The organism is Streptomyces qaidamensis (assembly GCF_001611795.1).
GTDB lineage: Bacteria > Actinomycetota > Actinomycetes > Streptomycetales > Streptomycetaceae > Streptomyces > Streptomyces qaidamensis.
The window spans coordinates 4,676,543-4,700,940 of the sequence record NZ_CP015098.1; the positions used below are offsets into that span (position 1 = coordinate 4,676,543).

22 protein-coding genes are annotated in these 24,398 nt (G+C 70.7%); 11 read left to right on the top strand and 11 right to left on the bottom strand.

The window, feature by feature from the left end; all coding sequences use genetic code 11:
- Positions 1 to 128: 128 nt before the first annotated feature.
- Positions 129 to 2,363 carry a glycoside hydrolase domain-containing protein gene (locus A4E84_RS20770; RefSeq protein WP_062928025.1) on the top strand — a complete coding sequence of 745 codons (2,235 nt, stop codon included), beginning with the start codon at positions 129 to 131 and terminating at the stop codon, positions 2,361 to 2,363.
- Between the two features lie 57 nt (positions 2,364 to 2,420).
- Positions 2,421 to 3,215: a twin-arginine translocation signal domain-containing protein gene (locus A4E84_RS20775; protein ID WP_062931535.1), complete on the top strand. Its 795-nt coding sequence runs from the start codon at positions 2,421 to 2,423 to the stop codon at positions 3,213 to 3,215.
- Between the two features lie 79 nt (positions 3,216 to 3,294).
- Here the strand turns inward: A4E84_RS20775 and A4E84_RS20780 are convergent, their stop codons facing one another.
- Entirely contained in the window at positions 3,295 to 4,194 is a 900-nt protein-coding gene (locus A4E84_RS20780) for a D-alanyl-D-alanine carboxypeptidase family protein (protein ID WP_062928026.1), read from the bottom strand.
- A 208-nt stretch (positions 4,195 to 4,402) separates the two neighbouring features.
- Between A4E84_RS20780 and A4E84_RS20785 the strand changes: the two genes are divergently transcribed.
- Positions 4,403 to 5,053: a GntR family transcriptional regulator gene (locus A4E84_RS20785; RefSeq protein WP_062928027.1), complete on the top strand. Its 651-nt coding sequence runs from the start codon at positions 4,403 to 4,405 to the stop codon at positions 5,051 to 5,053.
- The gene (locus A4E84_RS20790) at positions 5,050 to 6,345 is read left to right on the top strand and encodes an MFS transporter (protein ID WP_062928028.1); all 1,296 of its coding nucleotides are present in this window, start codon (positions 5,050 to 5,052) and stop codon (positions 6,343 to 6,345) included. Before A4E84_RS20785 ends, A4E84_RS20790 begins: the two co-directional genes overlap by 4 nt.
- 6 nt (positions 6,346 to 6,351) lie before the next feature.
- On the opposite strand, the gene A4E84_RS20795 is transcribed toward A4E84_RS20790, so the two are convergent.
- Both A4E84_RS20795 and A4E84_RS20800 read right to left on the bottom strand, forming a co-directional pair.
- Entirely contained in the window at positions 6,352 to 7,086 is a 735-nt protein-coding gene (locus A4E84_RS20795) for a class I SAM-dependent methyltransferase (RefSeq protein WP_062928029.1), read from the bottom strand.
- 226 nt (positions 7,087 to 7,312) lie between these two features.
- Positions 7,313 to 8,137 carry a maleylpyruvate isomerase family mycothiol-dependent enzyme gene (locus tag A4E84_RS20800; RefSeq protein WP_062928030.1) on the bottom strand — a complete coding sequence of 275 codons (825 nt, stop codon included), beginning with the start codon at positions 8,135 to 8,137 and terminating at the stop codon, positions 7,313 to 7,315.
- 181 nt (positions 8,138 to 8,318) lie between these two features.
- On the opposite strand from A4E84_RS20800, the gene A4E84_RS20805 reads away from it, so the two are divergent.
- A complete protein-coding gene (locus A4E84_RS20805) occupies positions 8,319 to 9,116 on the top strand; it encodes a carbon-nitrogen family hydrolase (RefSeq protein WP_062928031.1) in 798 nt (265 codons plus the stop codon).
- A gap of 23 nt (positions 9,117 to 9,139) precedes the next feature.
- On the opposite strand, the gene A4E84_RS20810 is transcribed toward A4E84_RS20805, so the two are convergent.
- Together A4E84_RS20810 and A4E84_RS20815 are read right to left on the bottom strand one after the other, a co-directional pair.
- On the bottom strand, positions 9,140 to 9,631 hold the full coding sequence (locus A4E84_RS20810) for an LURP-one-related/scramblase family protein (protein ID WP_062928032.1): 492 nt from the start codon (positions 9,629 to 9,631) through the stop codon (positions 9,140 to 9,142).
- Complete coding sequence (locus A4E84_RS20815) at positions 9,628 to 10,626, bottom strand: GlxA family transcriptional regulator (RefSeq protein WP_062928033.1); 999 nt, start codon at positions 10,624 to 10,626, stop codon at positions 9,628 to 9,630. Before A4E84_RS20815 ends, A4E84_RS20810 begins: the two co-directional genes overlap by 4 nt.
- Positions 10,627 to 10,678: 52 nt before the next feature.
- On the opposite strand from A4E84_RS20815, the gene A4E84_RS20820 reads away from it, so the two are divergent.
- Positions 10,679 to 11,074: a cupin domain-containing protein gene (locus A4E84_RS20820; protein WP_062928034.1), complete on the top strand. Its 396-nt coding sequence runs from the start codon at positions 10,679 to 10,681 to the stop codon at positions 11,072 to 11,074.
- On the opposite strand, the gene A4E84_RS20825 is transcribed toward A4E84_RS20820, so the two are convergent.
- The 4 genes from A4E84_RS20825 to A4E84_RS20840 form a co-directional block, all read right to left on the bottom strand.
- Complete coding sequence (locus tag A4E84_RS20825; RefSeq protein WP_062928035.1) at positions 11,062 to 11,316, bottom strand: DUF6458 family protein; 255 nt, start codon at positions 11,314 to 11,316, stop codon at positions 11,062 to 11,064. The two genes, A4E84_RS20820 and A4E84_RS20825, sit on opposite strands and share 13 nt — an antisense overlap.
- Positions 11,317 to 11,404: 88 nt before the next feature.
- Positions 11,405 to 12,721: a M18 family aminopeptidase gene (locus tag A4E84_RS20830; protein WP_062928036.1), complete on the bottom strand. Its 1,317-nt coding sequence runs from the start codon at positions 12,719 to 12,721 to the stop codon at positions 11,405 to 11,407.
- Positions 12,722 to 12,797: 76 nt separating this feature from the next.
- On the bottom strand, positions 12,798 to 14,624 hold the full coding sequence (locus tag A4E84_RS20835; RefSeq protein ID WP_062928037.1) for an acyl-CoA dehydrogenase: 1,827 nt from the start codon (positions 14,622 to 14,624) through the stop codon (positions 12,798 to 12,800).
- Between the two features lie 134 nt (positions 14,625 to 14,758).
- On the bottom strand, positions 14,759 to 15,577 hold the full coding sequence (locus tag A4E84_RS20840) for an intradiol ring-cleavage dioxygenase (protein ID WP_062928038.1): 819 nt from the start codon (positions 15,575 to 15,577) through the stop codon (positions 14,759 to 14,761).
- A 132-nt stretch (positions 15,578 to 15,709) separates the two neighbouring features.
- Between A4E84_RS20840 and A4E84_RS20845 the strand changes: the two genes are divergently transcribed.
- Positions 15,710 to 16,177 carry an SseB family protein gene (locus tag A4E84_RS20845; RefSeq protein ID WP_053670262.1) on the top strand — a complete coding sequence of 156 codons (468 nt, stop codon included), beginning with the start codon at positions 15,710 to 15,712 and terminating at the stop codon, positions 16,175 to 16,177.
- A gap of 13 nt (positions 16,178 to 16,190) precedes the next feature.
- Here the strand turns inward: A4E84_RS20845 and A4E84_RS20850 are convergent, their stop codons facing one another.
- Entirely contained in the window at positions 16,191 to 16,922 is a 732-nt protein-coding gene (locus A4E84_RS20850) for a TetR/AcrR family transcriptional regulator C-terminal domain-containing protein (RefSeq protein ID WP_062928039.1), read from the bottom strand.
- Between the two features lie 137 nt (positions 16,923 to 17,059).
- On the opposite strand from A4E84_RS20850, the gene A4E84_RS20855 reads away from it, so the two are divergent.
- The 3 genes from A4E84_RS20855 (at position 17,060) to A4E84_RS20865 (ending at position 20,056) form a co-directional block, all read left to right on the top strand.
- On the top strand, positions 17,060 to 18,559 hold the full coding sequence (locus A4E84_RS20855) for an MFS transporter (RefSeq protein ID WP_062928040.1): 1,500 nt from the start codon (positions 17,060 to 17,062) through the stop codon (positions 18,557 to 18,559).
- A gap of 180 nt (positions 18,560 to 18,739) precedes the next feature.
- Entirely contained in the window at positions 18,740 to 19,717 is a 978-nt protein-coding gene (locus tag A4E84_RS20860; protein WP_062928041.1) for a pirin family protein, read from the top strand.
- A 78-nt stretch (positions 19,718 to 19,795) separates the two neighbouring features.
- Entirely contained in the window at positions 19,796 to 20,056 is a 261-nt protein-coding gene (locus A4E84_RS20865; RefSeq protein ID WP_062928042.1) for a hypothetical protein, read from the top strand.
- 12 nt (positions 20,057 to 20,068) lie between these two features.
- On the opposite strand, the gene A4E84_RS20870 is transcribed toward A4E84_RS20865, so the two are convergent.
- Positions 20,069 to 22,207 carry an ATP-binding SpoIIE family protein phosphatase gene (locus tag A4E84_RS20870; protein ID WP_062928043.1) on the bottom strand — a complete coding sequence of 713 codons (2,139 nt, stop codon included), beginning with the start codon at positions 22,205 to 22,207 and terminating at the stop codon, positions 20,069 to 20,071.
- Positions 22,208 to 22,409: 202 nt separating this feature from the next.
- On the opposite strand from A4E84_RS20870, the gene aspS reads away from it, so the two are divergent.
- On the top strand, positions 22,410 to 24,173 hold the full coding sequence (gene aspS / locus A4E84_RS20875) for an aspartate--tRNA ligase (protein WP_062928044.1): 1,764 nt from the start codon (positions 22,410 to 22,412) through the stop codon (positions 24,171 to 24,173).
- Positions 24,174 to 24,398: the final 225 nt, after the last annotated feature.

Genomic DNA, 24,398 nt, shown 5'->3' on the forward strand with positions numbered 1-24,398 from the left:
CCCGGGCGGGGGGCCGCCGGCGCTTTTGGAAAGGTTAACCGGGCGTGCGCAGCGGAGCACAAGAAGCCCGCCAGACCCGCCCAAGTACCCCACAGTAAGCGGTTTAGCCGGACATACGATCAACTTTCATGCGCGACCCGATGGTTCTCAGGGCCCAGAAGTTCGTCAACTCCGTGTACGGCAGCCGTACCGGCACGACCGTGGAGGAGACCGGCGAGGCCGACTGGGCGACGATGTACGCCCTGACCCGTGCCCTGCAGTACGAGCTGGGCATCACCGCCCTCTCCGACAGCTTCGGCCCCACGACGCTCAGCACCCTGACGGCGAAGTACCCCGAGCTCGACGTGGACACCGTCCCCTCGCCGGACTTCTGCCGCATCATCCAGGCCGGCCTCGCCTGCAAGGGCTACGACGGCGGCGACCTCGACGGCACCTACGGCACCCGGATCCAGGCGGCCGTCACCCGGCTCAAGACCGACATGGGCATCGAACAGGCCTTCCCCGGAGGCGCCTTGACGCCCAAGGTCTTCAAGGCCCTGCTGACGATGGACTCCTACGTCCCCGGCGCCTCGGGCAGCGGACAGGTCAGGGCCGTCCAGCAGTGGCTCAACGGCCGCTACCTGAAGCGGCAGGACTTCTACGTCATCGCCTGCGACGGGCTCGTGTCCAAGAGCACGCTCAAGGCGCTGCTTCTCGGCGTGCAGTACGAGCTGGGCATGGCGGACGGCACCGCCAACGGCAACTTCGGACCCGGTACCCAGTCGGGCCTGAAGTCGCACCCCGTGACCCAGGGCGACAAGGGCGTGTTCGTCCAGCTGTTCTCCGCCGGGATGGTTGTCAACCGGCGGCCCGCGGCCCTCACCGACACATTCGACTCCTCCCTCGCTGCCGCCGTCCGGGCCTTCCAGACCTTCGCCGCGCTCCCGGCCACGGGCGAGGGCGACTTCGCCACCTTCGCCTCCCTGCTGGCGTCCTTCGGCGACCAGTCCCGCCCGGCCAGGGCCTGCGACACCATCACGAAGATCACCCCGGCCCGGGCCGCGTCGCTCAAGGCGGCCGGGATCACGTACGTCGGCCGCTACCTCACCAACCCGAGTGCCACCTCCCTGCCGGAGAAGGCCATCCAGCCGGGTGAGCTCGCCACCATCGCCCAGCAGGGTCTGCGCTGCTTCCCGATCTACCAGACCGTCAACAACGACGCCTCGGACTTCGACTACGTCGCCGGGCGGACCGCCGGGTACGCGGCGGTCAACGCCGCCCGCGACCACGGCTTCCGGCGCGGGACCCGGATCTTCTTCGCCGTCGACTTCGACGCGATCGACGCCGAGATCACCGCGAGCGTCCTGCCCCACTTCAAGGGCGTCAAGGAGGCGATGGCGGACTCCGGCCACCCGTACGAGATCGGCGTCTACGGCTCCCGCAACGTGTGCGCGCAGGTCGGCGCGGCCGGATACTCGACCGCGAGTTTCGTCGCCGACATGTCTCCGGGCTTCGAGGGCAACGCCGGGCACCCGCTGCCGAAGGACTGGGCCTACGACCAGTTCGTCATCCGCACCCTCGGCTCCGGTGACGGGCAGCTGGAGATCGACGCCGACATCGCCTCGGGGCGGGACACCGGGCAGGGCTCGTTCGATCCGCCGCGGCCCGCCGTCCCGGACGTCGCCTTCGACGCGCGCCAGGTGCCGGCGCTGCGGGCCGACCTCTCGCGCTACATGCGGTCGATCGGGCGCCCGGACGCGGGCGGCATCGGCAGCGACGCGCGGCTTTACACCAACGCGCAGGCGGTCGCGGCGATCCAGGAGCAGGACGGGCTGATCACCGAGCTGTCGAAGACGTACACGATGCGCAAGGCGCTGATCCAGACGGTCGTGTACTGGTCCATGCGCGACTACGGCCTCGCCGATCAGGCCACCGACCAGCAGGTCGCCGACCACCACCTCTCGGGCTCCGGCTCCGTGCGGGACTCGCACACCGGCATCGGCGAGATCAGCGCCGGCGACGCCATCCGGGCCTGGAACCACTGCATCGGCTGGGGCTTCGCCACCGGCGACCACCGCGACCCGGCCGAGGACACCGACCTGTGGACGGTGTGGCAGCGGCTGAACAAGGACAACGCGTTCAGTGTGCGCACCGCGGCCCTGATCCATCTGTGGGGCACCCGGGGCAGGCCCGGCGGTCAACTGCCCCCGGGCGACCGCGTCACGACCCCGCGGTCCATGCGCCTCGACCTCGCCGAGTTCGAGATCACCGAACTCCTGCGCCGCTACCGGGCCTGGGACCCCGACGTGGAGGCCCAGACGCACCAGAGCCTGGCCGTCTACCAGATCTTCGAGAAGTACAACAGCATCGCCCGCAACGCCTGAGCGCGTGTGCGCCGAGAACTTCAGGAAGAGACTCCATTGAAGCTCAACCTCCCCCGCATGTCCCGCACATCACCGGCGCCCGGCGCCGGGCACCGCCGCGTCCTGTCCCGCCGGGCGCTGCTCGGCCGGGTCGCCGCCGTCGGCGGTGCCGTGGGCGTGGCCGCCCTGCCCCTGTCCCATTTCCTGTCCCAGGCGTACGCCGACGCGAACAACCCCATACCGGCCCGCGTACGGGACGCCCTGCGCAGCGCGCAGGACCGGACCCGGCGCGTGCTGGCGGGCTCGCGCTCCCACAACGGCTGGGAGATGGAGACCGTCGCCGACGACGGCGGCACCGTCTACACCCGCCCCGTCCCCGGCACCCCGCTGAAGGGGGTCGCCGTGCGCATGGGCGATGTGGAGACCGTCCTCGTCCACCTGGTGCGCCGGTTCCACTACGAGGTCGACCCGCTGCGCCGGGGCGACGTCGTGGGCTGGCACGACCCCGCCGCTCTCGCCAGGAGCGGGCCCGAGTCCAATCTGGCGTCCGGCACGGCCGTGCGGATCCGGCCCGGCTTCTACCCGCGCGGTGTCCGGGGCGGCTTCTTCCCGCAGCAGGAGGTCGTGATCCGCGACATCCTCGCCGAGCTCGACGGCGTGGTCCGCTGGGGCGGTGACGACCGTACGCCCGACGAGTCGCTGTTCAGCGTGGACGTACGGCCCGGTGACAAGAGGCTGGTCCGGGTCGCGGCGCGGATCCGCGGCTGGCAGCTGGAGCCGGGCGCCGGTGCGGGCTCCGCGGTGAACGTGCTGTCGGGCGGCCGGCGCAAGGCGGCCCGGGCGCTGGAGCGCCGTCAGCGCAGCCTGGTCTGACGGCCGGGTGAGAGCCGCATGACGAAGGGGGCTTCACCGCGGTGTGCGGCGGAGCCCCCTCGGTCGTCCTGCGTGCGTCCTACCTGGTGAAGCCGTAGTTGAGCAGCTTCGTCGCGTCCGCCTTGCGAGCGTCCGGGCCGGTCGAGGCGAGGACCGTGCCGATGACCGTCTTGCCGTTGCGGGTGGCGGCGAAGACCAGGCAGTACTTGGCCTCCGGGCCGGAGCCGGTCTTCACGCCGATCGCGCCGCTGTAGCTGCTGAGCAGCGGGTTGGTGTTCTCCCACGGGGCCATCGTCCGCGTGCCGCCGGTCTTGGTGGTCGTCTTCGCCGTGTACTTCTTCGTCTTGACGACCGTGCGGAACGTGGAGTTCTTCATCGCTGCGCTGGCGAGCTTGGTCAGGTCGCGCGGCGTGGAGTAGTTGGCGCCGTGGCCGATGCCGTCGAACGAGTCGAAGTGGGTGTTCTTCAGACCCAGGTTCTTGGCGGTGGTGTTCATCTTGCCGATGAACGACTTCACGCGCGCCGCGCGCGTCGAGCCCGAGCCGAACTTGTCGGCGAGCGCGTACGCGGCGTCACAGCCGGACGGCAGCATCAGCCCGTACAGCAGCTGGCGGACGGTGACCTTGTCGCCGACGATCAGCTTCGCGTTGGACGCGTAGTTGTTGTCGACGATGTACTCGCTGTACGCCTTCTGGATCGTGACCTTGCTGTCCATGTTGAGGTTCGACTGCTTCAGCACCACCAGCGCCGTCATGATCTTGGTGGTCGAGCCGGTCGAGCGGCGGGTGTCGGCCGCCTTGGTGTAGAGCGACTTGCCGGTCGCGTTGTTCATCACGTAGCCGCCCTTGGCGGCGATGGAGGGCGCCGAGGCGGCCTGCGCCGGCGCGACGGTGAGGGCACCGGTCGCGAGCATGGCGCCGGTGGTCACGGCGACGGCCGCTGCTCTGCGGAGGCGGGTGCCCTGAATGCCGGTTATCAAGTGAAGTACCCCGAATACGTCGAGTGCCCCAACGATGCGGCCGAGTTGAGGACGAGGGGAAAGGGGCCGCACGTGTCTGACTTGTAACTAGCACACGTGGTTGTGCTGTTGCCGAGGGGGACCCCTGCTTTGCCACAGATGTGTGACATACAAGTCCGCATACTGGACGTATCCCTTCATGCGTCCCTGTTGTATCTATGCTGTCGGCATGACCTTGGCCGTGAAGCAACCGCCCGCCGCCGACCGCGTCTACGCCCATGTCAAGCAGGGCGTCCTGGAGCGCCGCTACGAGGGCGGCACCCTCCTCACCGAGGGCGAGCTCGCCGAAGCCGTGGGAGTCTCCCGCACACCGGTCCGCGAGGCGCTGCTCCGGCTGGAGGCCGAGGGGCTGATCCGGCTCTACCCGAAGAAGGGCGCCCTCGTCCTGCCCGTCTCCGCGCAGGAGATCGCCGACGTCGTCGAGACACGGCTGCTCGTCGAGGAGCACGCGGCGCGCAAGGCCGTACCCGCGCCCGCCGGGCTCATCGAGCGCCTGGAGGAGCTGCTGGCCCGGCAGAAGAAGCAGGCCGCCGCCGGGGACCTCGCCGGGGCCGCCGTCACCGACCGCTGCTTCCACGCCGAGATCGTCCGCAGCGGCGGCAACGAGATCCTCTCCCGCCTCTACGACCAGCTGCGCGACCGCCAGTTGCGGATGGGCGTCGCCGTCATGCACTCCCACCCGGACCGCATCGCCAAGACCCTCGCCGAGCACGAGGAGATCCTCGAAGCGCTGCGCTCCAACGACGCGGAGACGGCCGTCGGCCTCGTCCACCGGCACATCGGCTGGTTCTCGCACCTGGCCCGGGGGGAGGTCCGATGAGCGCCGTCGCGATACCCGGCGACCCACCCGGCGGCCGCCGCGCCCTGGCCGTCTGGGGCGCGGGCGTCTCGGTCTACTTCGTCGCGGTCATCTTCCGCACGTCCCTGGGCGTGGCCGGCCTCGACGCCGCCGACCGCTTCCACGTGAACGCCTCCGCCCTCTCCACCTTCTCCATCCTTCAACTGCTGGTCTACGCGGGCATGCAGATCCCCGTCGGCCTGCTGGTCGACCGGCTCGGCACCAAGAAGGTGCTGGCGCTCGGCGCGGTGCTGTTCACGGCCGGACAGCTGGGCTTCGCCTTCTCCCCCACCTACGGCATGGCGCTCGCCTCCCGCGCCCTGCTCGGCTGCGGTGACGCGCTGACGTTCATCAGCGTGCTGCGCCTGGGCAGCCGCTGGTTCCCGGCCCGCCGCGGGCCGATGGTCGCCCAATTCGCCGGACTCGTCGGCATGGCGGGCAACCTGGTCTCCACGCTCCTCCTGGCCCGGCTGCTGCACGGCATCGGCTGGACGGCGGCGTTCGCGGGCAGCGCGGCGGCCGGTGCCGTGGTGCTCGTCCTGGTGCTGCTGTTCCTCAAGGACCACCCGGAGGGCCACGAGCCCGAGCCGCTCCCGCACCAGGGCGCGGCCTACGTACGGCGCCAGATCGCCGCCTCCTGGCGCGAGCCCGGGACCCGGCTCGGCCTGTGGGTGCACTTCACCACCCAGTTCCCGGCGATGGTGTTCCTGCTGCTGTGGGGCCTGCCGTTCCTCGTCGAGGCACAGGGGCTCTCCCGGGCGGTGGCCGGCGAACTCCTCACCCTCGTCGTCCTGTCGAACATGGTGGTCGGCCTGGTCTACGGCCAGATCGTCGCCCGGCACCACGGGGCGCGGCTGCCGCTCGCGCTCGGCACGGTCGGCACGACGGCGGCCCTCTGGGCGGCGACGCTTGCCTACCCGGCGCCGCACGCCCCGATGTGGCTGCTGATCGTGCTGTGCACGGTGCTCGGGGCGTGCGGACCCGCGTCGATGATCGGTTTCGACTTCGCCCGCCCGGCCAACCCCCCCGAACGGCAGGGCACCGCCTCCGGCATCACCAACATGGGCGGCTTCGTGGCCTCCATGACCACGCTGTTCGCGATCGGTGTGCTCCTCGACGCGACCGGCGACGACTACTCCCTGGCCTTCTCGGTGGTGTTCGTCCTCCAGGCGGTCGGGGTCTCCCAGATCCTGCGGCTGCGCAGGCGTGCGGCCCGGCGTGAGCGGGAGCGGCTGGTGGCCAGCCGGGTGGAGACGGTGCACGTGCCCGTGTGACGTCCGTCAGGCGGTCGGTACGAGGGTGAGGTACGCGAGGCCGAGGACGCCGCGGTAGGTGAGCCACCGGGCGCGGTGCCGGTCGACGCGCTGCCGTGTCTCTTCCGCCAGGGGGTGACGGGGGTGCTCGGCGAGCCACACCTCGGTGTCCGCGAGGTAGCCCGACTCGAACTCCTCCCACTCGTCGAGGCTCGCGGTCTCCGTCCACTCCGGCCGGAACCCCGCGTCGATCGCCGTGCTGATGAGCGTCGCGAGGTCGGGGTGGTCCGTCACGGCGGCGTCGGGCCACATCCGGGACAGCTCGTCGGGGGTGGGGGTGCGCTGCCAGAAGCCCTCGCCGAGCAGGACGCGGCCGCGGTCGGTGACCAGGCGGCGGAGTTCCTTGAGCGCGTCGGGGAGCCGGCCGCCGAGGGCCTGGCTCGACCCCACGCACAGGACGAGGTCGGCGGGGCCGCGGGTGGTACCGGTGGCGGACTCCTCCACGAAACGGGCCCGGGAGGCCAGCCCGCGGTCCTCGGCGGCCTTCCGGCCCCGGGCCAGGTCGTCGGCGTCCAGGTCGATGCCGGTGCCGGTGGCTTCCGGAGCGGCGGCCAGGATACGGAGCATCAGTTCGCCCGAGCCGCAGCCGATGTCCAGGACCGTGGTGGGGTGGTGGCGGGTGAGGCGTCGGACGAGGGCGTCCGCCCGGGTCTCGGACAGGGGGCCGTGGAAGGTGAGGCGGGTGCGGTGGGGTGGGGTCATGCCGGGGGACGCTACGGAGGTTGTGGGGCTGCGGCACGGGGTTTTTCGGCGCTCGGCGTCGATACCCGGGCCGGGTGGGTCCGCAACCCGGCGGAGCGGGGCGCCTCCCCCAAGCTCTTCGAGCAGGGGGTACCCCCAGCGCCCACCCGTGCCGCCCCCAGCGGCACGCATGCCCGCAGCTGAGGGCTGCGCGCGCCCACAGCGGGGGCGGCTGCACGCATGCGGGCTACTGCGTCACCTTGAAGTTGTTCAGGATCGCCGCTGTCAGTTCCGGGTCGCCCTCTGTCTTGAGCCTGTCGGACACCGACTCCGGGGTCACGCGGCCGCAGGCCAGACGGACGTACGTCTCCCAGTCGAGGGTGAGGGTCGCGGCGGGGCCGAGGGCCGGGGCCGTCTCCAGCGTGCCGCGGCCCTGGATGTCGACGCGGATCGTGCGCAGGAACTCGACGGGCCCGTGCACGTCGAAGACGACCGCCGAGCTGCGCGGCGCCTGCGCGTCCTCGGCCACCACGCGCGGGAGTTCGCCGAGCAGCACGTCCCGGGCGACCAGCGCGCCGGGGGAGTCGAGGTTGCCGGGCCGGCCGAGGGCCGTGCGCAGGTCCTGCTCGTGCACCCACACGTCGAACGCGTGCCGCCGCATCGACTCTTCCAGGGTGAGCTCGCTGCCGAGCGGCCCGCGCACCTTCGTGCCCGGGTCACGCGACTCGTTGCGCAGCTGCCGGTTGCGGCGGATGATCACGTACTCCAGCTCGGAGGTCATCTCCGGCGCCGTGTGGTGGCGGCGGACGTCGACCTGCATCTCCATGTAGCGCTGGTGCTCGTTGGTGACGTGGAAGAGGTCGCGCGGCAGGCTGTGGATGGGGCGCGGGTCGCCGAGCATCTCGCAGTCCAGACCGATGACATGGGAGACCACGTCCCGCACCGACCACCCGGGGCACGGCGTCCGCCGGTTCCATTCGGCCTCCGCGAGCGGCTGGAGCAGCTCGGATATCGCTTCGATGGAGTGGGTCCAGGCGTCGGCGTAGGGCTGGAGGGTGGGATGCAGACTCACGGAACGGGACCCCTCGGCGGTTCGGTCACGGGCAGGTGGTGGCGGCGTTGCCAGTGGGAGGTGGCGGCTGTCGGCGGGCGTCTTGCGAGCTAAGTTACGCTGCTGTGAGGCACCCCGGCAGTGCTTTCGTGTGACGATCGTAGGCCCGTGTGGACGGCTCGAATGCCAGGACGGTGGTAGTGTGCGCGCCTCTGTGATCCAGATCGCCGTGAACGAGGACGAATCGGTCGAAGCGCGCCGCCGACGCGTGGCGGCGACGGTCCGGGAGCAGGCCGGGGCCGACCTCGTCGTCCTGCCGGAGCTGTGGACCACGGGCGCCTTCGCCTACGAGGAGTTCGGGCGCGAGGCCGAGCCGCTCGAAGGGCCGACCTACGAGGCGATGGCGAAGGCCGCGAGCGACGCGGGTGTGTGGCTGCACGCGGGTTCCATCCCGGAGCGGGACCCCGACGGGCCGCTCTACAACACCTCTCTCGTCTTCTCCCCCTCCGGTGATCTGGCCGCCGCCTACCGCAAGATCCACCGCTTCGGCTTCGACAAGGGCGAGGCCGTGCTGATGGGTGCGGGCGCGGAGCTGGTGACGGTGCGTCTGCCCGCGACGACCCTGGGCCTGTCCACGTGCTACGACCTGCGTTTCCCCGAGCTCTACCGCGGTCTCGTCGACGCCGGTGCCGAGACGCTCGTGGTGTCGGCGGGCTGGCCGGAGCGCCGCCGCTCCCACTGGACACTGCTGGCCCAGGCACGGGCCGTGGAGAACCAGTCGTTCGTCCTCGCCTGCGCAACGGCCGGGACGCACGCCGGAGTCCCCCAGGCCGGTCACTCGATCGTGGTCGACCCGTGGGGTGAGGTGCTGGCGCAGGCCGGTGCCGGCGAGGAGGTCCTCACGGTGGAGTTCGACCCGGGGAAGGTCGCGGCGACCCGGGAGCAGTTCCCGGCCCTGAAGGACCGGATGCTGGGCCTCCAGCCCCCTCGCCGGCCCTGAGAACGGGCGGCGGCTCGGACGGCTCAGTCCTCCCGCTCCTTCTCCGCCAGGTGGATCACGCACACGGCCACCGCGATCAGCAGCGCCGGATCCGCGTCCTCGCGGACGACGTCCACGCCGTAGGTGTCCCGTACGGTCAGCCGGCGCCGGGAGATCACCGCCAGCAGCTCACCGTCGTACTCGACGGCGAACTCCCGGTCGAGGATCTTGCCGCTGACGTCCAGCTCGTTGCCGTCGGCGAGGGACACCCGGTAGTGGTTGCGCAGCAGGGACAGCCGTTTCCTGCGGATCGTGGCCAGCGGCTCCCCGCTCCGCTGGAGCACCATGGTGTCGCGCAGGGCGAGCATCTTCTGGTGGATGTCGACGAGGACGCGCCCCTGGGTGTCCTTCAGCTCCCAGGTGTCCCGCAGCCGCAGGGCCTTGCCGTCGACGAGGAAGACCTTGCCGCCGTGGTCGTCCTCGATCCAGTAGTCGTCACCGAAGCCGAGGAGCCGGTCGTACACGAGGAATCTCATGACACCAGGGCTTCCCCGCCGCCGCTTCCGAAACGCCGCCTGTAGGCCGACGGGCTGAGCCCGGTCGCCTGCCGCAGCCGCGCCCGCAGGTTGGCGGCGGTACCGAGCCCGCTCCTTGCGGCCACCACGTCCAGCCGCTCCTCGCCCCGCTCGATGAGCCGACAGGCCAGCGTCACGCGCTCCGAGGTCAGCCAGGCCAGCGGCGTCGTTCCCAGCTGGGTGCGGAAGCGGCGGTGCAGCGTGGCGGGGCTGACACGGGCGCGTGCGGCCAGATCCGCCACCGACAGGGGCTCACCCAGCCGCTCCTGCGCCCACGCCAGCAGCGGGGCCAGCGACTCGTCCCGCACCTTGGGGACCGGCCGCTCCACGAACTGCCGCTGCCCGCCGTCGCGGTGCGCGGCGAACACGAGCCGGCGGGAGACGTGGTTGGCGATCTCGGCACCGTGGTCACGCCGCCAGATGTACAGCCCGAGGTCGAGCGCGGCCGCGCTGCCGGCGGCGGTGAGGAGGCCGCCCTCGTCGACGAACAGCACGTCCGGCTCCAGCAGCACCTTCGGGTGCAGCCGTCGGAAGGAGTCCGCCCAGCGCCAGTGGGTCGCGGCCCGCCGCCCGTCCAGCAGCCCGGCCTCGGCGAGGGCGAAGGTGCCGGTGCAGAAGCTCATGACCCGCGCGCCGCGCGCGTGTGTGCGCCGGATGGCGTCGAGGACGTCGGGGCCGCGCGGTACGACGTTGTCGGGCCGGCCCGGCACGACCAGCGTGTCCGCCTCCGCCACGGCGTCCAGGCCCCGGATGCCGGTGAGCGTGAAGAAGCCGTGGTTCATCCGGATCTCCGGCGCGGGCGCGCACAGCGTCACCTCGTACAGCGGCCCCGGCAGGTCCAGTTCGGGCCGCGGCAGCCCGAACAGCTCGGTGGCCACCCCGACCTCGAAGGGGTTGGTGCCCTCGTCGACGATCACGGCGACCCGGTGCGGGCGCTGCGAGGATCCTTGCGGCATGTGCGATTCCTAGCACTCGCACGACGTCCACGGCACCCCGCATGATCCCCTCATGACCCAGGAACCCGTCTCCCTCGCCCAGGCCCTGGCTTCCTTCACCGACTGCTGGAGTCCCCGCATCGTCACCGCCGTCAACGACTACGACGTGCGCATCGCCAAGGTGGAGGGCGAACACGTCTGGCACGTCCACGACCACACCGACGAGTTCTTCCTCGTCCTCGACGGGGAACTCCACATCGCCCTGCGCGAGCCGGACGGCGAACGGACGGTGGTCCTGCCGCGCGGCAGCGTCTTCACGGTGCCGCGCGGCACGGAACACAAGCCGTCCGCCTCCGTCCCCACGGCGATCCTCATGTTCGAACCCACCGGTACGGTGACGGTCGGCGACCGCCACGATGACGTCCCGGAGCATGTGGACGTCACCACGGGACGGTCCTACACCCCGTAGCCGTCGCTGTAGCCGTCGCGACGGTGGTGGTGCACCGCCGGGTCCTCGACCACCTGTGTCGTGGGGGGCACCACCACGCGTCGGCGCCTGGCGATGCTGCTGAACGTGGTGACGCCGATCAGTCCGACGATCATCAGAATGATGCCGACCAGGTCGAGGTTGACCCCCTGCATGTCCCAGTCGGTCGCGAACGTGAGGATGGCTCCCACGGCGATGAGGATGATGCATCCGCCGAGGCCCATGTGTGTCGCCTCCCTGTACGGTCCGGTCGTTCCGGTCCCGGAACACCGGGTACCCCCGGGGCGAACACCCATGCGGTGACGGCTGGTTCTACCTCTCCAGGAACGCCGTCAGGGCGCCCGCGAGGAGGAACGGGTCGTCGGCGCCGCACAGTTCGCGCACGCTGTGCATCGACAGGATGGCCACCCCGATGTCGACCGTCTTGATGCCGTGCCGCGCGGCGGTGATCGGGCCGATCGTGGTGCCGCAGGGCATGGAGTTGTTGGAGACGAACGACTGGAAAGGCACGTCGGCGGCCTCGCAGGCCGCCGTGAACTCCGCGCGGCCCGAACCGTCCGTGGCGTAGCGGTTGTTGACGTTGACCTTGAGGATCGGGCCGCCGTTGACGCGCGGGTGGTGCGTCGGGTCGTGCCGCTCCGCGTAGTTGGGGTGCACGGCGTGGCCGGTGTCGGAGGACAGGCAGACCGTGCCGGCGAAGGCGCGGGCCCGGTCCTCGTAGGAGCCGCCGCGGGCGAAGACCGAGCGTTCCAGCACGGTGCCGAGGAGCGGCCCGTCCGCGCCGGTGTCCGACTGGGAGCCGTTCTCCTCGTGGTCGAAGGCGGCCAGGACCGGGATGGACGCCGGGTTTCCGGAGGCCGCGGCCATCAGGGCCGCCGTGCCGGCGTGCACCGAGAGCAGGTTGTCCATGCGCGGGCCGGCCAGCAGTTCGTGGTCGCGGCCCAGGTAGGCGGGCGGTTCCACGGAGTGTGTCATCAGGTCCCAGCCGGTGACCTCGCCCGCGGGGATGCCGGCCGTCTCCTCGAGGAAGGCGATCAGGTCGCCGTCGCGCACGTCGCGACCGAGGCCCCAGACCGGCTGCATGTGCCGCTGCTTGTCGAGCTTGAGGCCGTCGGCCGTGACCGACCGGTCCAGGTGGATGGCGAGCTGGGGCACGCGCAGCAGCGGCCGGTCCACGTTGACCAGACGCGTCGAGCCGTCGCGCAGGGTCAGCCGGCCCGCGATGCCCAGGTCGCGGTCGAGCCAGGAGTTGAGCAGCGGACCGCCGTAGATCTCCACGGCCACCTGGCGCCAGCCGTGCGCCCCGCTGTCGGGGAGCGGCTTGACGCGCAGGTTGGGGGAGTCGGTGTGGGCGCCGACGATCCGGAACGGCGTGTGGGGCGCCGCGCCCTCCGGCACGTACCAGGCGACGATCGCACCACCGCGCAGCACGTACCTGCCACCGCTCCCAGCGGCGGAAGCCGCTGATGCCACCGCGTCCCAGGCGTCCGTCTCGGCGACCTGCCTGAAGCCGGCCTTCTCCAGTCGCTCGGCGGCCGTGGCCACGGCGTGGTACGGCGTGGGGCTCGCCGCCAGGAAGGTCATGAGGTCGTCGGTGTGGCCGCGGTCGAAGCGGGCTGGTTCGGTCATGGAGACACCTTAACGACGGGCGAGGGCCCGTTCCCGGCGTAGGGGAACAGGCCCTCGGACAGCGGACGTGAGAGATCTAGAACGCGGCCTCGTCCAGCTCCATCAGGTCCAGCTCGACACCCTCGGCGACCTTACGGGCCAGGGTGACGCCCGGCAGGACGTTGGCGGCGAAGAACTTCGCGGCGGCGATCTTGCCGGTGTAGAAGGCCACATCCTTGGCAGACGCGGTCTGAAGCTTCTCGGCGGCGACCGCGGCGCCCTTGAGCAGCAGGTATCCGACGACGACGTCACCGGAGGCCATCAGCAGGCGGGTGGTGTTCAGGCCCACCTTGTAGATGTTCTTGACGTCCTGCTCGGTGGCGGCGAGGTCGGTGAGCATCAGGCCGACGATGGCCTCCAGCTCGACCGCGGCCTTGGCGAGGTGCTCACGGGCCGCACCGAGCTCCTCGCCGCCCTCACCGAGCGCCAGGAACTTCTTGATGTCCTCGGCGAGGGAGTTCAGCGCGGCGCCCTGGTTGCGGACGATCTTCCGGAAGAAGAAGTCCTGGCCCTGGATCGCCGTGGTGCCCTCGTAGAGGGTGTCGATCTTGGAGTCCCGGATGTACTGCTCGATCGGGTACTCCTGCAGGAAGCCGGAGCCGCCGAAGGTCTGGAGCGACTGGGCGAGCTGCTCGTAGCCCTTCTCGGAGCCGTAGCCCTTGACGATGGGCAGGAGCAGGTCGTTCAGGGCCTCCAGGGCGGAGACGTCCTCGCCCGCGGCTTCCTTGATCTGGATCTCGTCCTGGACGGAGGCCGTGTAGAGCACCAGGGCGCGCATGCCCTCCGCGTACGCCTTCTGCGTCATCAGCGAGCGGCGCACGTCGGGGTGGTGGGTGACGGTGACCTTGGGCGCGGTCTTGTCCATGAAGTTCGCCAGGTCGGGGCCCTGGACGCGCTCCTTGGCGTACTCCAGCGCGTTCAGGTAGCCCGTGGACAGCGTGGAGATCGCCTTCGTGCCGACCATCATGCGGGCGAACTCGATGATGCGGAACATCTGGCGGATGCCGTCGTGCTTGTCGCCGATCAGCCAGCCCTTGGCGGGGTGCTGGTCGCCGAAGGTCATCTCGCAGGTGTTGGAGGCCTTCAGGCCCATCTTGTGCTCGACGTTCGTGGCGTAGACGCCGTTGCGCTCGCCCAGCTCGCCGGTCTCGAAGTCGAAGAGGTACTTCGGGACGAGGAAGAGGGACAGACCCTTGGTGCCGGGGCCGGCGCCCTCGGGGCGGGCCAGCACGTAGTGGAGGATGTTCTCCGACATGTCGTGCTCACCGGACGTGATGAAGCGCTTCACGCCCTCGATGTGCCAGGAGCCGTCCTCCTGCTGCACGGCCTTGGTGCGGCCGGCGCCCACGTCGGAGCCCGCGTCGGGCTCGGTGAGCACCATGGTGGAGCCCCACTGCTTCTCCGTGGCGACCTTGGCTATGTGCTTCTGGACCTCGTTGCCCTCCTCGAAGAGGATGCCGGCGAACGCCGGGCCCGAGGAGTACATCCACACGGCCGGGTTGGCGCCCAGGATCAGCTCGGCGTAGGCCCAGATCAGGGAGCGGGGCGAGGTGGTGCCGCCGATCTCCTCGGGGAGGCCCAGGCGCCAGTACTCGGAGTCCATGAAGGCCTGGTAGCTCTTCTTGAAGGACGCGGGGACCGGCGCGGTGTTGGTCTCCGGGTCGAAGACCGGCGGGTTGCGGTCGGCGTCGATGAAGGATGCCGCCAGATCGTTCTCCGAGAGGCGGGTCATCTCCTCCAGGATGCTCTTCGCGGTCTCGACGTCCATCTCCTCGAACGGACCGGTGCCGTACACCTTGTCGCGCCCGAGTACCTCGAAGAGGTTGAACTCGATGTCGCGGAGATTCGACTTGTAGTGCCCCATGGCGACGGCTCCCGGCTCCGTAGAGAGATCGGCGAGGCACTGGATCCTCGCGCTAGTTCACGTACCAACAAGTAGCTACGATGATGCTACCCGTCAGTAATAAGGCGCAACCCCATCCGGTCATCTGTGACAGGTCACACCGGAACGGTCAAGGTCGCGGTGTAGCCGTCGCCCGCACTGCCCTTCATCGCCGCCAGCTGCCGCTCGTGGCCGTCGCTGAAGATGCCGTCGTCCTCCAGGGAGAGACTGCTCAGGTTCCGCACGCTGGCGTCGTAGCCGTCCGTGGCGTACACCGTGTCGCAGACGTCCTTCGGGAAGGCGAGCTGCGAGGTGTTCGTGATCGACGTGGCGGCGGTGGCGTCGGCCAGAGAGCCGTAGACCTCGAAGTGGACGTGCGGCCAGCGGCCCGGGTAGCAGCCGGGGAAGACGCTCGTGAACGTGACCTGGCCCTTCTCGTCCGTCTCCTGGACGCCCCGCAGGTAGTTCTCCTCGGTGACGCCGTCGGAGTACAGGGAGTAGGCGCCCTCCCGGTCGCAGTGCCACACGTAGACGGCGGCGCCCTTCTTCGGCGTGCCGCAGCCGGAGGCGGCGTCGACCACCGTCAGCGTGATCGTCAGGGGCACGCCCTCGGCGGTGCCGCCCGCGGAGTCGCCGAAGCTCTTGGTGATGTCGCTGCGGACGACACCGCTCTCCTTCAGGACGTTCACGCCGTTGGAGCCGTCACCGGGGAAGGGTCCGGCCGTCTCCTCGGGGATCTCCGCGCACGCGGCGGACGACGAGGACGCCGAGGACGCCGAGGACGTCGGCGTCTTCTCCTCTGTCGTGCAGCCCATCAGCGGGATCAGGCTCGCGCCGGCCATCAGCCGGATCATCCGGCGGCGGGCGAGGACGGGAAGGTCGTAGGAGAGGCCTCTGTCGTGCTCGTGCGGGCCCTCGTCATGGCGTTCGTTCATGGCTCCGACGCTATGAGCCGTGGCTGTGCCGATCCATAGCGGCGACTGTCAGGTCGCTGTCGAGTCGCTGTCGATTCGCCATCGCTGCCGTACCGCACCGCCCGGCCGGTCGCTCTCGGTACGCTTGCGCCCATGTACGGCTACGACCAGACAGCGGGCCCGCAAGGGCAGTACGCCCCTCCGCAGCAGCCGATGTCCGGCGGGTACGGACAGCAGCCGCCGCTGTACCCCGAGCCGTCCCCGCCCTCCCTCACGGACGCGGTGCGCGCCTTCACCACCGGGCAGATGGCCGCCGAGGACTTCCAGCAGGTCTTCGCGACGTCGAAGGTCTACTGCCCGCGCGGCGACAACCCCGGCTTCCTCGCCCTGCACAACACCCAGCAGCCGGTGATCCCGATGTTCAGCACGCTCAAGGAGCTGCGCCGGTACGCGGGCAAGGAGTCCAAGTACTTCGTGATCACCGGCGCCGAGGTGCTGGACCTGCTGCCGACCGGCTACGGCTTCGTCCTCGACATGGAGGGCGAGCACCGCATGGTGTTCGATGCGAAGGCCGTGGAGCAGATGGTCGAGTTCGCGATGCGCCGGATGTACGGCGGCTGAGACCCGGTAGTAGTCACTTCGGCAGGCGCAGCGACAGGCCGTCCAGGACGACATCGAGGCCGTAGGCGAACTTGTCGTCGCGCAGTTTCGCGGGGTCGGAGGCCTGCGCGGAGGTCTCGGGCCCGGCGGCCGCCAGGTGGTCGTAGCCGGCCGAGACCTGCTGGGCGGCGGGCAGCAGCCGGGCGACGAACTCCGACTCGCTCTCGCCGGAGCGCGCCACCGTGGTGAGCCATGCGGCCTCGGTCGTGCTCATGCCGATGACGTACGAGAAGACGGCGTCGATCGCCCGGCTCGGCTCCGGGAATCCCGCAGCGGTGAACAGGGCCGCCAGCCGCTCCGAGAAGCTCATGTAGTTCGGCCCCAGGTAGGCGAGCCCGGCCTGCCCCAGGACGAGGGTCAGCCAGGGGTGCCGTAGCGCCGTCGTGCGGAAGGATCCGGCCGCCTCGGTCACCGCCGCGCGCCAGTCGGGGCTGTCGGCCGGCGGGACGTGGATCTCGGCGGCGACCTCGTCCACCGCGAGCTCCATCAGCTCGTCCTTCGTGGCGACATGCCGGTACAGCGAGGTCGCGCCGGCGTTCAGCCGGGCGCCGAGCTTGCGCATACTGAGCGCCTCGATGCCCTCGGCGTCGAGCATGGCGATCGCCTCGCGGACGATCGCGTCCCGGCTGAGCGCGGGCTGGTCGGTGCGGCGCTGCTCGCGGGTCCAGACGGACGGGATGGGGTTCTTGTCCTTCGTCCTGCTCATCGGGGTCCTCCTGGTGAAACCTCTCCGTGCGAACAGTGTGCGCAACCAGCGTACAGAACTCAAGTATTGCGCACACTGTTCCGCGATGCGTACAGTGTGCGCATCGAAGGAACGGTGTTCGCGGGAGGGGAACGGAAATGGACGCTCGCAATCCACGCCGCTGGTGGATCCTGATCGTGCTGTGCCTGAGCACGCTGATGCTCGTCGTGGACAACATGGCACTGACGGTCGCGGTGCCCGCGCTGACCGAGGACCTCGGCGCGAGCGCCCAGGACATGCAGTGGATCCTCGACTCCTACACCCTGGTCTTCGCCGGGCTGCTGCTGACCTCGGGAAGCCTCGGGGACCGGTTCGGGCGCCGCAGGGTGATGCTGATCGGGCTGCTGCTGTTCGGGGCGGCCTCACTGGGGGCGGTGTTCTGCTCCACCCCGGGCGAGCTGATCGCGCTGCGGATCGCGATGGGCGTCGGTGGGGCGCTGATCATGCCCTCGACGCTGTCGATCCTGATCACCGTCTTCGATGAGGACGAGCGGCCCAGGGCGATGGCCGCGTGGGGCTCGGTGTCGATGCTGGGGCTGGTCGGCAGCCCCGTCCTCGGCGGGGTGCTGATCGACCACTTCGCCTGGCAGGCCATCTTCCTGATCAACGTCCCGATCGTCGGGCTCGCGCTGCTGGCCGGTGTCCTGCTGATGCCGGAGTCGAAGGCGCCGTGGCAGAAGCCGGACCCGCTGGGCGCGGTGCTGTCCGCGGTGGGCATGACGGCCCTGGTGTGGTGGATCATCGAGATTCCGCAGCACGGCGCGTTCGAAGGCCGCTCCCTGCTCGTCCTGGCCGTCGCGGTGATCGCCCTGGCCGGCTTCGTGACCTGGCAGAACGTGACCCCGTCGCCGATGGTCCCGCTGGCCCTCTTCAAGCACCGCAACTTCAGCGGCGGCTCGCTCTCCCTGGCGCTCGTCCAGATCGGCAACGCCGGTCTGCTGCTGGTACTGACCCAGTACCTCCAGTTCGTCCTCGGCTGGTCCGCGGTCGAGGCGGGCTTGGCCTTCCTGCCGCTGGCGGTGGCCGCGCTGGCCGGCAACGCGGCCGGGGCGCAGCTCGCCGTGCGGATCGGCAACCGGTTCGTCATCCTCGGCGGAATGCTGCTGATGGCCGCCTCCTTCGGGCTGCTGACCACGCTCGGCGTCGACAGCGGGTTCACGGTCCCGGCCGTGGCGCTGGGGATCCTGGGGCTGGGGGCGGGTCTGGCCATGCCGGCCGCGGTGGCCGCGCTGATGGGCACCATCCCGGAGGACAAGGCGGGCGTCGGCTCGGCCCTCAACGACACCATCCAGCAGTCCGGCACCGCCCTCGGCATCGCGATCCTCGGCTCCCTGCTCACCTCCGGCTATGCGGACGCGATGCCGGCCGGCGCCCCCGAGCAGGCCCGGGAGTCCATCGGCGGGGCCCTGGCCGTGGCCGGCGGTGACGCGGGGCTGGTGCGGGCGGCCCGGGAGGCCTTCGCCGACTCGATGTCGACGACCTTCACGATCAGCGCGGTCGGTGTCCTGGCGGCGGCGGTGGTGGCCGCGCTGGTGATGCGGGACCGCAAGTCCGGGCCCGCCCGGGTGGAGAGCGAGGAGCGCGAGCTGGTCGCCTGACCTGTCCCGGGCGCCCGAGGGCCGTCACCCCGCTGCGGGTGACGGCCTTTCGCCATGCCGGTCCCCCGTGGTTCGCTGCGCCGTCCCCCCGGGGCGGGAATGTCCTCCCGGTTTTCTCCGTTCCGGGTGGCAAGAAGTTCAACGCTCAACTAAACTGGGCGTACACGAGGAGGAACCGACATGCCTGCAGTGACCGTCGAGAACCCGTTGACGCTGCCCCGCGTGACCGCGCCTGCCGAGGCCGTGGCACGTCCCGTGCTCGCCGTCACGACCGCTCCGAGCGGTTTCGAGGGCGAGGGCTTCCCGGTGCGCCGGGCGTTCGCGGGGATCAACTACCGCCACCTCGACCCGTTCATCATGATGGACCAGATGGGCGAGGTGGAGTACGCGCCGGGCGAGCCCAAGGGCACGCCATGGCACCCGCACCGCGGCTTCGAGACCGTCACCTACATCATCGACGGCATCTTCGACCACCAGGACAGCCAGGGCGGTGGCGGCACCATCACCAACGGCGACACCCAGTGGATGACCGCGGGCTCGGGCCTGCTTCACATCGAGGCCCCACCCGAGCACCTCGTCGTCTCCGGCGGGCTTTTCCACGGCCTCCAGCTGTGGGTGAACCTCCCGGCCAAGGACAAGATGATGGCCCCGCGCTACCAGGACATCCGCGGCGGCTCGGTCCAGCTGCTCACCACCCCCGACGGCGGCGCGCTGCTGCGGGTCATCGCCGGTGAGCTGGACGGGCACGCGGGCCCCGGCATCACCCACACCCCGATCACGATGGTCCACGCGACCGTCGCCCCGGGTGCGGAGCTCACGCTGCCGTGGCGCGAGGACTTCAACGGGCTGGCCTACGTCCTGGCCGGCCGCGGCAGCGTCGGCCCCGGCCGCCGCCCGGTCCACATGGGCCAGACGGCCGTCTTCGGCGCGGGCTCCTCGCTGACCGTCCGCGCCGACGAGAAGCAGGACTCCAACACCCCCGACCTGGAGGTCGTCCTGCTCGGCGGACAGCCGATCCGCGAGCCCATGGCCCACTACGGCCCGTTCGTCATGAACACCAAGGACGAGCTCATGCAGGCCTTCGAGGACTTCCAGAAGGGCCGCCTGGGCACGGTGCCGGCGGTGCACGGAATGACCGCGGGCGGCCCGCAGGACTGACGCGGGCACCGGGGCGGCTGACGCCCCGTCACCCTGGCGGGCCTCCCTGACGGGACGGCCCGCCGGGCGCGTGATCGGGTGGAGGGGTGCAGGACACCCAGCAGGCCCCGCTCCTCCGGCCCCGCCCGGCGCCTCGCCGCCCGGTGGGCGCTGCTCCTGCTCGCCGCCGGGGTCTTCTACGTCGGGGTCCGGCTGGTCGTGGAGTTCCGGACGGCCGTGGTGCCCGTGCTGCTCGCACTGCTGGGCACGGCCTTGCTCGGGCCGGCCTTCGGGGCCGTGCAGGAGCTGCGCATCCGGTACGGCGACCAGGAGCCGTCGCAGCCCGGGCCGTCGTCGTAGCAGTCGCGACGGCTACGAGGTCCGGGACCCGTCGCCCGAGCCGTTCACGGACTCGTAGAGCTCGAACCAGATGCTCTTGCCCTCGCCGCGTGGCTCCACCCCCCAGGCGTGCGCGAGCAGTTCGATCAGGACCAGGCCGCGGCCGGAGGACGCCAGCTCTCCGGGTCTGCGCTTGTGCGGCAGGTCGTCGCCGCCGTCCGTGACCTCGATCCGCAGCCGCCGTCCGCCCACCTCGCCGGTCATCTCGGCGACCAGCAGCGCGTCGGAGTCGGTGTGCACGAGGACGTTCGTGAGCATCTCGGACAGCAGCAGCACCGCCGAGTCGACCTGGTCGGGCGAGGCCCAGTCGTGCAGCAGCTCGCGCAGCTGCTGCCGGGCGGCCGCGACCCGCTCGGGCTCGGCCTGCGCGACGGTCAGCACCGAGCGCCGCGCCGGTGGCCGTACGGTCATCGCGTCGCCGCAGCCGCAGCCGCCGCCCTCCCGGCTCAGCAGCAGCATCGCGATGTCGTCCTCGCGGCGGTCCGCCAGGGGGCCGGTGGTGTGGTGCGAGGACGGCCCGTGCACGGCCTGCACCAGGGTGTCGGCGAGTTCCTCCAGATCGCCCTTGTGGTCCTCCAGGATCACGCGCAGCCGCCGCCAGCCGCTGTCCAGGTCGTGACCGCCGGTCTCCAGCAGGCCGTCCGTGCAGATCAGCATGGTCTCGCCGGGTTCCAGCGTGAGCCGGGTCGTGGGGTAGTCGGCGTCCGGGTCGATGCCCAGGGGCAGACCGCCCGATGTCGGCCGCGTCAGCACCGTGCCGTCGGCCATCCGGATCGCCGGGTCCGGATGTCCGGCACGGGCGATGTCCAGCACCCCCGTCGCCGGGTCGACCTCGACGTAGACGCAGGTCGCGAAGCGCGGGTCGGCCGGGTCCTCGTCGCTGATGCCGTGCAGGAAGCGGGAGGCACGGGAGAGGACGGCGTCGGGGCGGTGGCCCTCGGAGGCATAGGCCCGCAGGGCGATGCGGAGCTGGCCCATCAGACCCGCCGCCCGTACGTCATGGCCCTGGACGTCACCGATGACCAGCGCGAACCGCCCGCTGGGCAGCGGGATCACGTCGTACCAGTCGCCGCCGACCTGGAGCCCGCCGCCGGTGGGGACGTAGCGGGCCGCGACGCTCATGCCAGGGATGCGCTGCGGCCCGAGCCTCGGCAGCATCGTGCGCTGGAGCCCGTCGGTCAGGGCCCGCTCGCTCTCGGCCACGCCCGCCCGGGTCAGGGCCTGCGCCAGCATCCGTGCCACCGTCGCCAGCACGGACCGCTCGTCCGGGGTGAACGCGACCGGGTAGGTGAACGCCGCCATCCACGCGCCCATCGTCCGCCCGGCCACGGTCAGCGGCAGGAACGCCCAGGAACGGCGGCCGAAGCGCTCGGCGAGCGGCCAGGTCAGCGGATAGCGGGCCTTGTAGTGCTCGGCGGAGGACAGGTACACGGCCCGGCCGGTCCGCACCACCTCGGCGGCCGGGTAGTCCGTGTCCAGCGGCATGTCCGAGAAGGGGCTCTCGGTGCCCCGCTGCTGCCCGTGGTGGCCGATGATCGTCAGGCGGTCGCCCGAGACGCCGAACACCGCCAGCCCGTCCGGCGAGAACCCGGGCATCGACAGGTTCGCCGTGACCCGCAGGACCTCCTGGGTGGAGCGCGCCTCGGCCAGGGCCCGGCCCGCGTCCAGCAGGAACGCCTCCCGCGAGCGCCGCCAGTCCCCGGTGACCGCGCTGCGCCCGGCCGGGGTGCCCGGCGCAGGCTCGGTGACCTCCTGGAGGGTGCCGATCAGCCGGTACGCCTTGCGGGCCCGGTCGAAGGACGGCTTGGAGCGGCTGCGGACGACCCGGACGACCCGGCCCTGCTCGTCCATGATCCGGATCCGGACCTCGGCGAGGGTGCCCTCGGCCACGGCCAGTTGGATCACGCCGGTGATCTCGTTCCAGTCGACCGGGTGCAGCCGGGCCCGGGCCTGGGCCTCCGTGAGGCTGACCTGCTCGGCGGGCAGCCCGAGCAACCGGGCTGCCTCGGCATCGACCGTGACCAGTCCGGTGGCGGTGTCCCAGTGCCACAGGCCGGTCGCGAGGGCGGCGAGAGCCTCCCCCACGGCGGGCAGAGGCTCGCCAGTGCGCATTGCCCTACTTTAAGAAGACGCGCTCGAACGCTGCCACCGATAGCGGACATGTGCCCGAACGACGGCGCGAGCGTAGCTCGATCAACAGCTGCCGTGTGCTCGATCGATAACTGAGGAGAGCCGATCTTCGCGTGCCCGGTACGCTGGGGAGGCGTTTCACGTGAAACACAGACCCCGATCAGCGAAGACTGGATGAACGACGATGCATCGGTACAGGTCCCACACCTGCGGCGAGCTCCGCTCCTCTGACGTCGGCAGCGACGTCCGGCTGAGTGGCTGGCTGCACAATCGGCGCGACCTGGGCGGCATCCTCTTCATCGATCTGCGCGATCACTACGGCATCACGCAGCTGGTGGCCCGTCCCGGCACGCCGGCCTACGAGGCCCTCGACAAGCTGTCCAAGGAGTCGACGGTCCGCGTCGACGGCAAGGTCGTCTCCCGGGGCACCGAGAACATCAACCCCGAGCTGCCCACCGGTGAGGTCGAGGTCGAGGTCGGCGAGGTCGAGCTGCTGGGCGCGGCCGCCCCGCTGCCGTTCACGATCAACACCGAGGACGGGGTGAACGAGGAGCGGCGCCTGGAGTACCGCTTCCTGGACCTGCGCCGCGAGCGCATGCACAAGAACATCCTGTTGCGCACCTCGGTCATCTCGGCGATCCGCCACAAGATGACGGCCCTGGGCTTCAACGAGATGGCGACGCCGATCCTGTCCGCGACCTCCCCCGAGGGCGCCCGCGACTTCGTCGTCCCCTCCCGCCTGAACCCGGGCAAGTTCTACGCCCTGCCCCAGGCGCCCCAGCAGTTCAAGCAGCTGCTGATGATCTCCGGCTTCGACCGCTACTTCCAGATCGCGCCCTGCTTCCGTGACGAGGACGCGCGCGCCGACCGCTCGCCGGGCGAGTTCTACCAGCTCGACATCGAGATGAGCTTCGTCGAGCAGGAGGACGTCTTCCAGCCCGTCGAGAAGCTCATGACGGAGCTGTTCGAGGAGTTCGGCGGCGGCCGCCACGTCACCTCGCCGTTCCCGCGGATCCCGTTCCGCGAGGCGATGCTGAAGTACGGCTCCGACAAGCCCGACCTGCGCGCCCAGCTCGAACTCGTCGACATCACCGACATCTTCGAGGGCTCGGAGTTCAAGGCGTTCGCCGGCAAGCACGTCCGTGCCCTGCCGGTGCCGGACGTCTCCGGCCAGCCCCGCAAGTTCTTCGACCAGCTCGGCGACTACGCCGTCTCGCAGGGCGCCAAGGGCCTGGCCTGGGTCCGTGTCGCCGAGGACGGCTCCCTGACCGGCCCGATCGCGAAGTTCCTCACCGAGGAGAACGTCGCCGAGCTGACCAAGCGCCTGTCGCTGGCGGCCGGCCACGCGGTCTTCTTCGGCGCGGGCGAGTTCGACGAGGTCTCGAAGATCATGGGCGCGGTGCGGGTCGAGGCCGCCAAGCGTGCCGGGCACTTCGAGGAGGGCGTCTTCCGGTTCTGCTGGATCGTCGACTTCCCGATGTACGAGAAGGACGAGGAGACCGGCGCGATCGACTTCTCGCACAACCCGTTCTCCATGCCGCAGGGCGGCCTGGAGGCCCTGGAGACCCAGGACCCGCTGGACATCCTCGGCTGGCAGTACGACATCGTCTGCAACGGCGTCGAGCTGTCCTCCGGCGCGATCCGGAACCACGAGCCGGAGATCATGCTCAAGGCCTTCGAGATCGCCGGGTACGACCGCGAGACCGTCGAGGAGAAGTTCGCCGGCATGCTGCGCGCCTTCCGCTTCGGCGCCCCGCCGCACGGCGGCATCGCCCCGGGCGTCGACCGCATCGTCATGCTGCTCGCCGACGAGCCCAACATCCGCGAGACCATCGCCTTCCCGCTCAACGGCAACGCCCAGGACCTGATGATGGGCGCGCCGACGGAGCTGGAGGAAGCGCGGCTGAAGGAGCTGCACTTGTCGGTGCGCAAGCCGCAGCCGAAGTAGGCGATCTCCCGTGAGTGGCCCGGAACCGTCGCCGGTTCCGGGCCATTCTCGCGTCCAGGGCGCTTACCCAGCTCGCACCCGGGCTCCTGACAGTCGCGCTCCCTGGCTTCCCTTTCCATGACGGGACACGAGAAGGCCCAAGGACCTCAGCACCAACGGGATCTGACACGCCGCAAGGTCATCGTCGCGGGCACCGGTGCGGTGGTGGCGGCGGGTGTCGGCGGT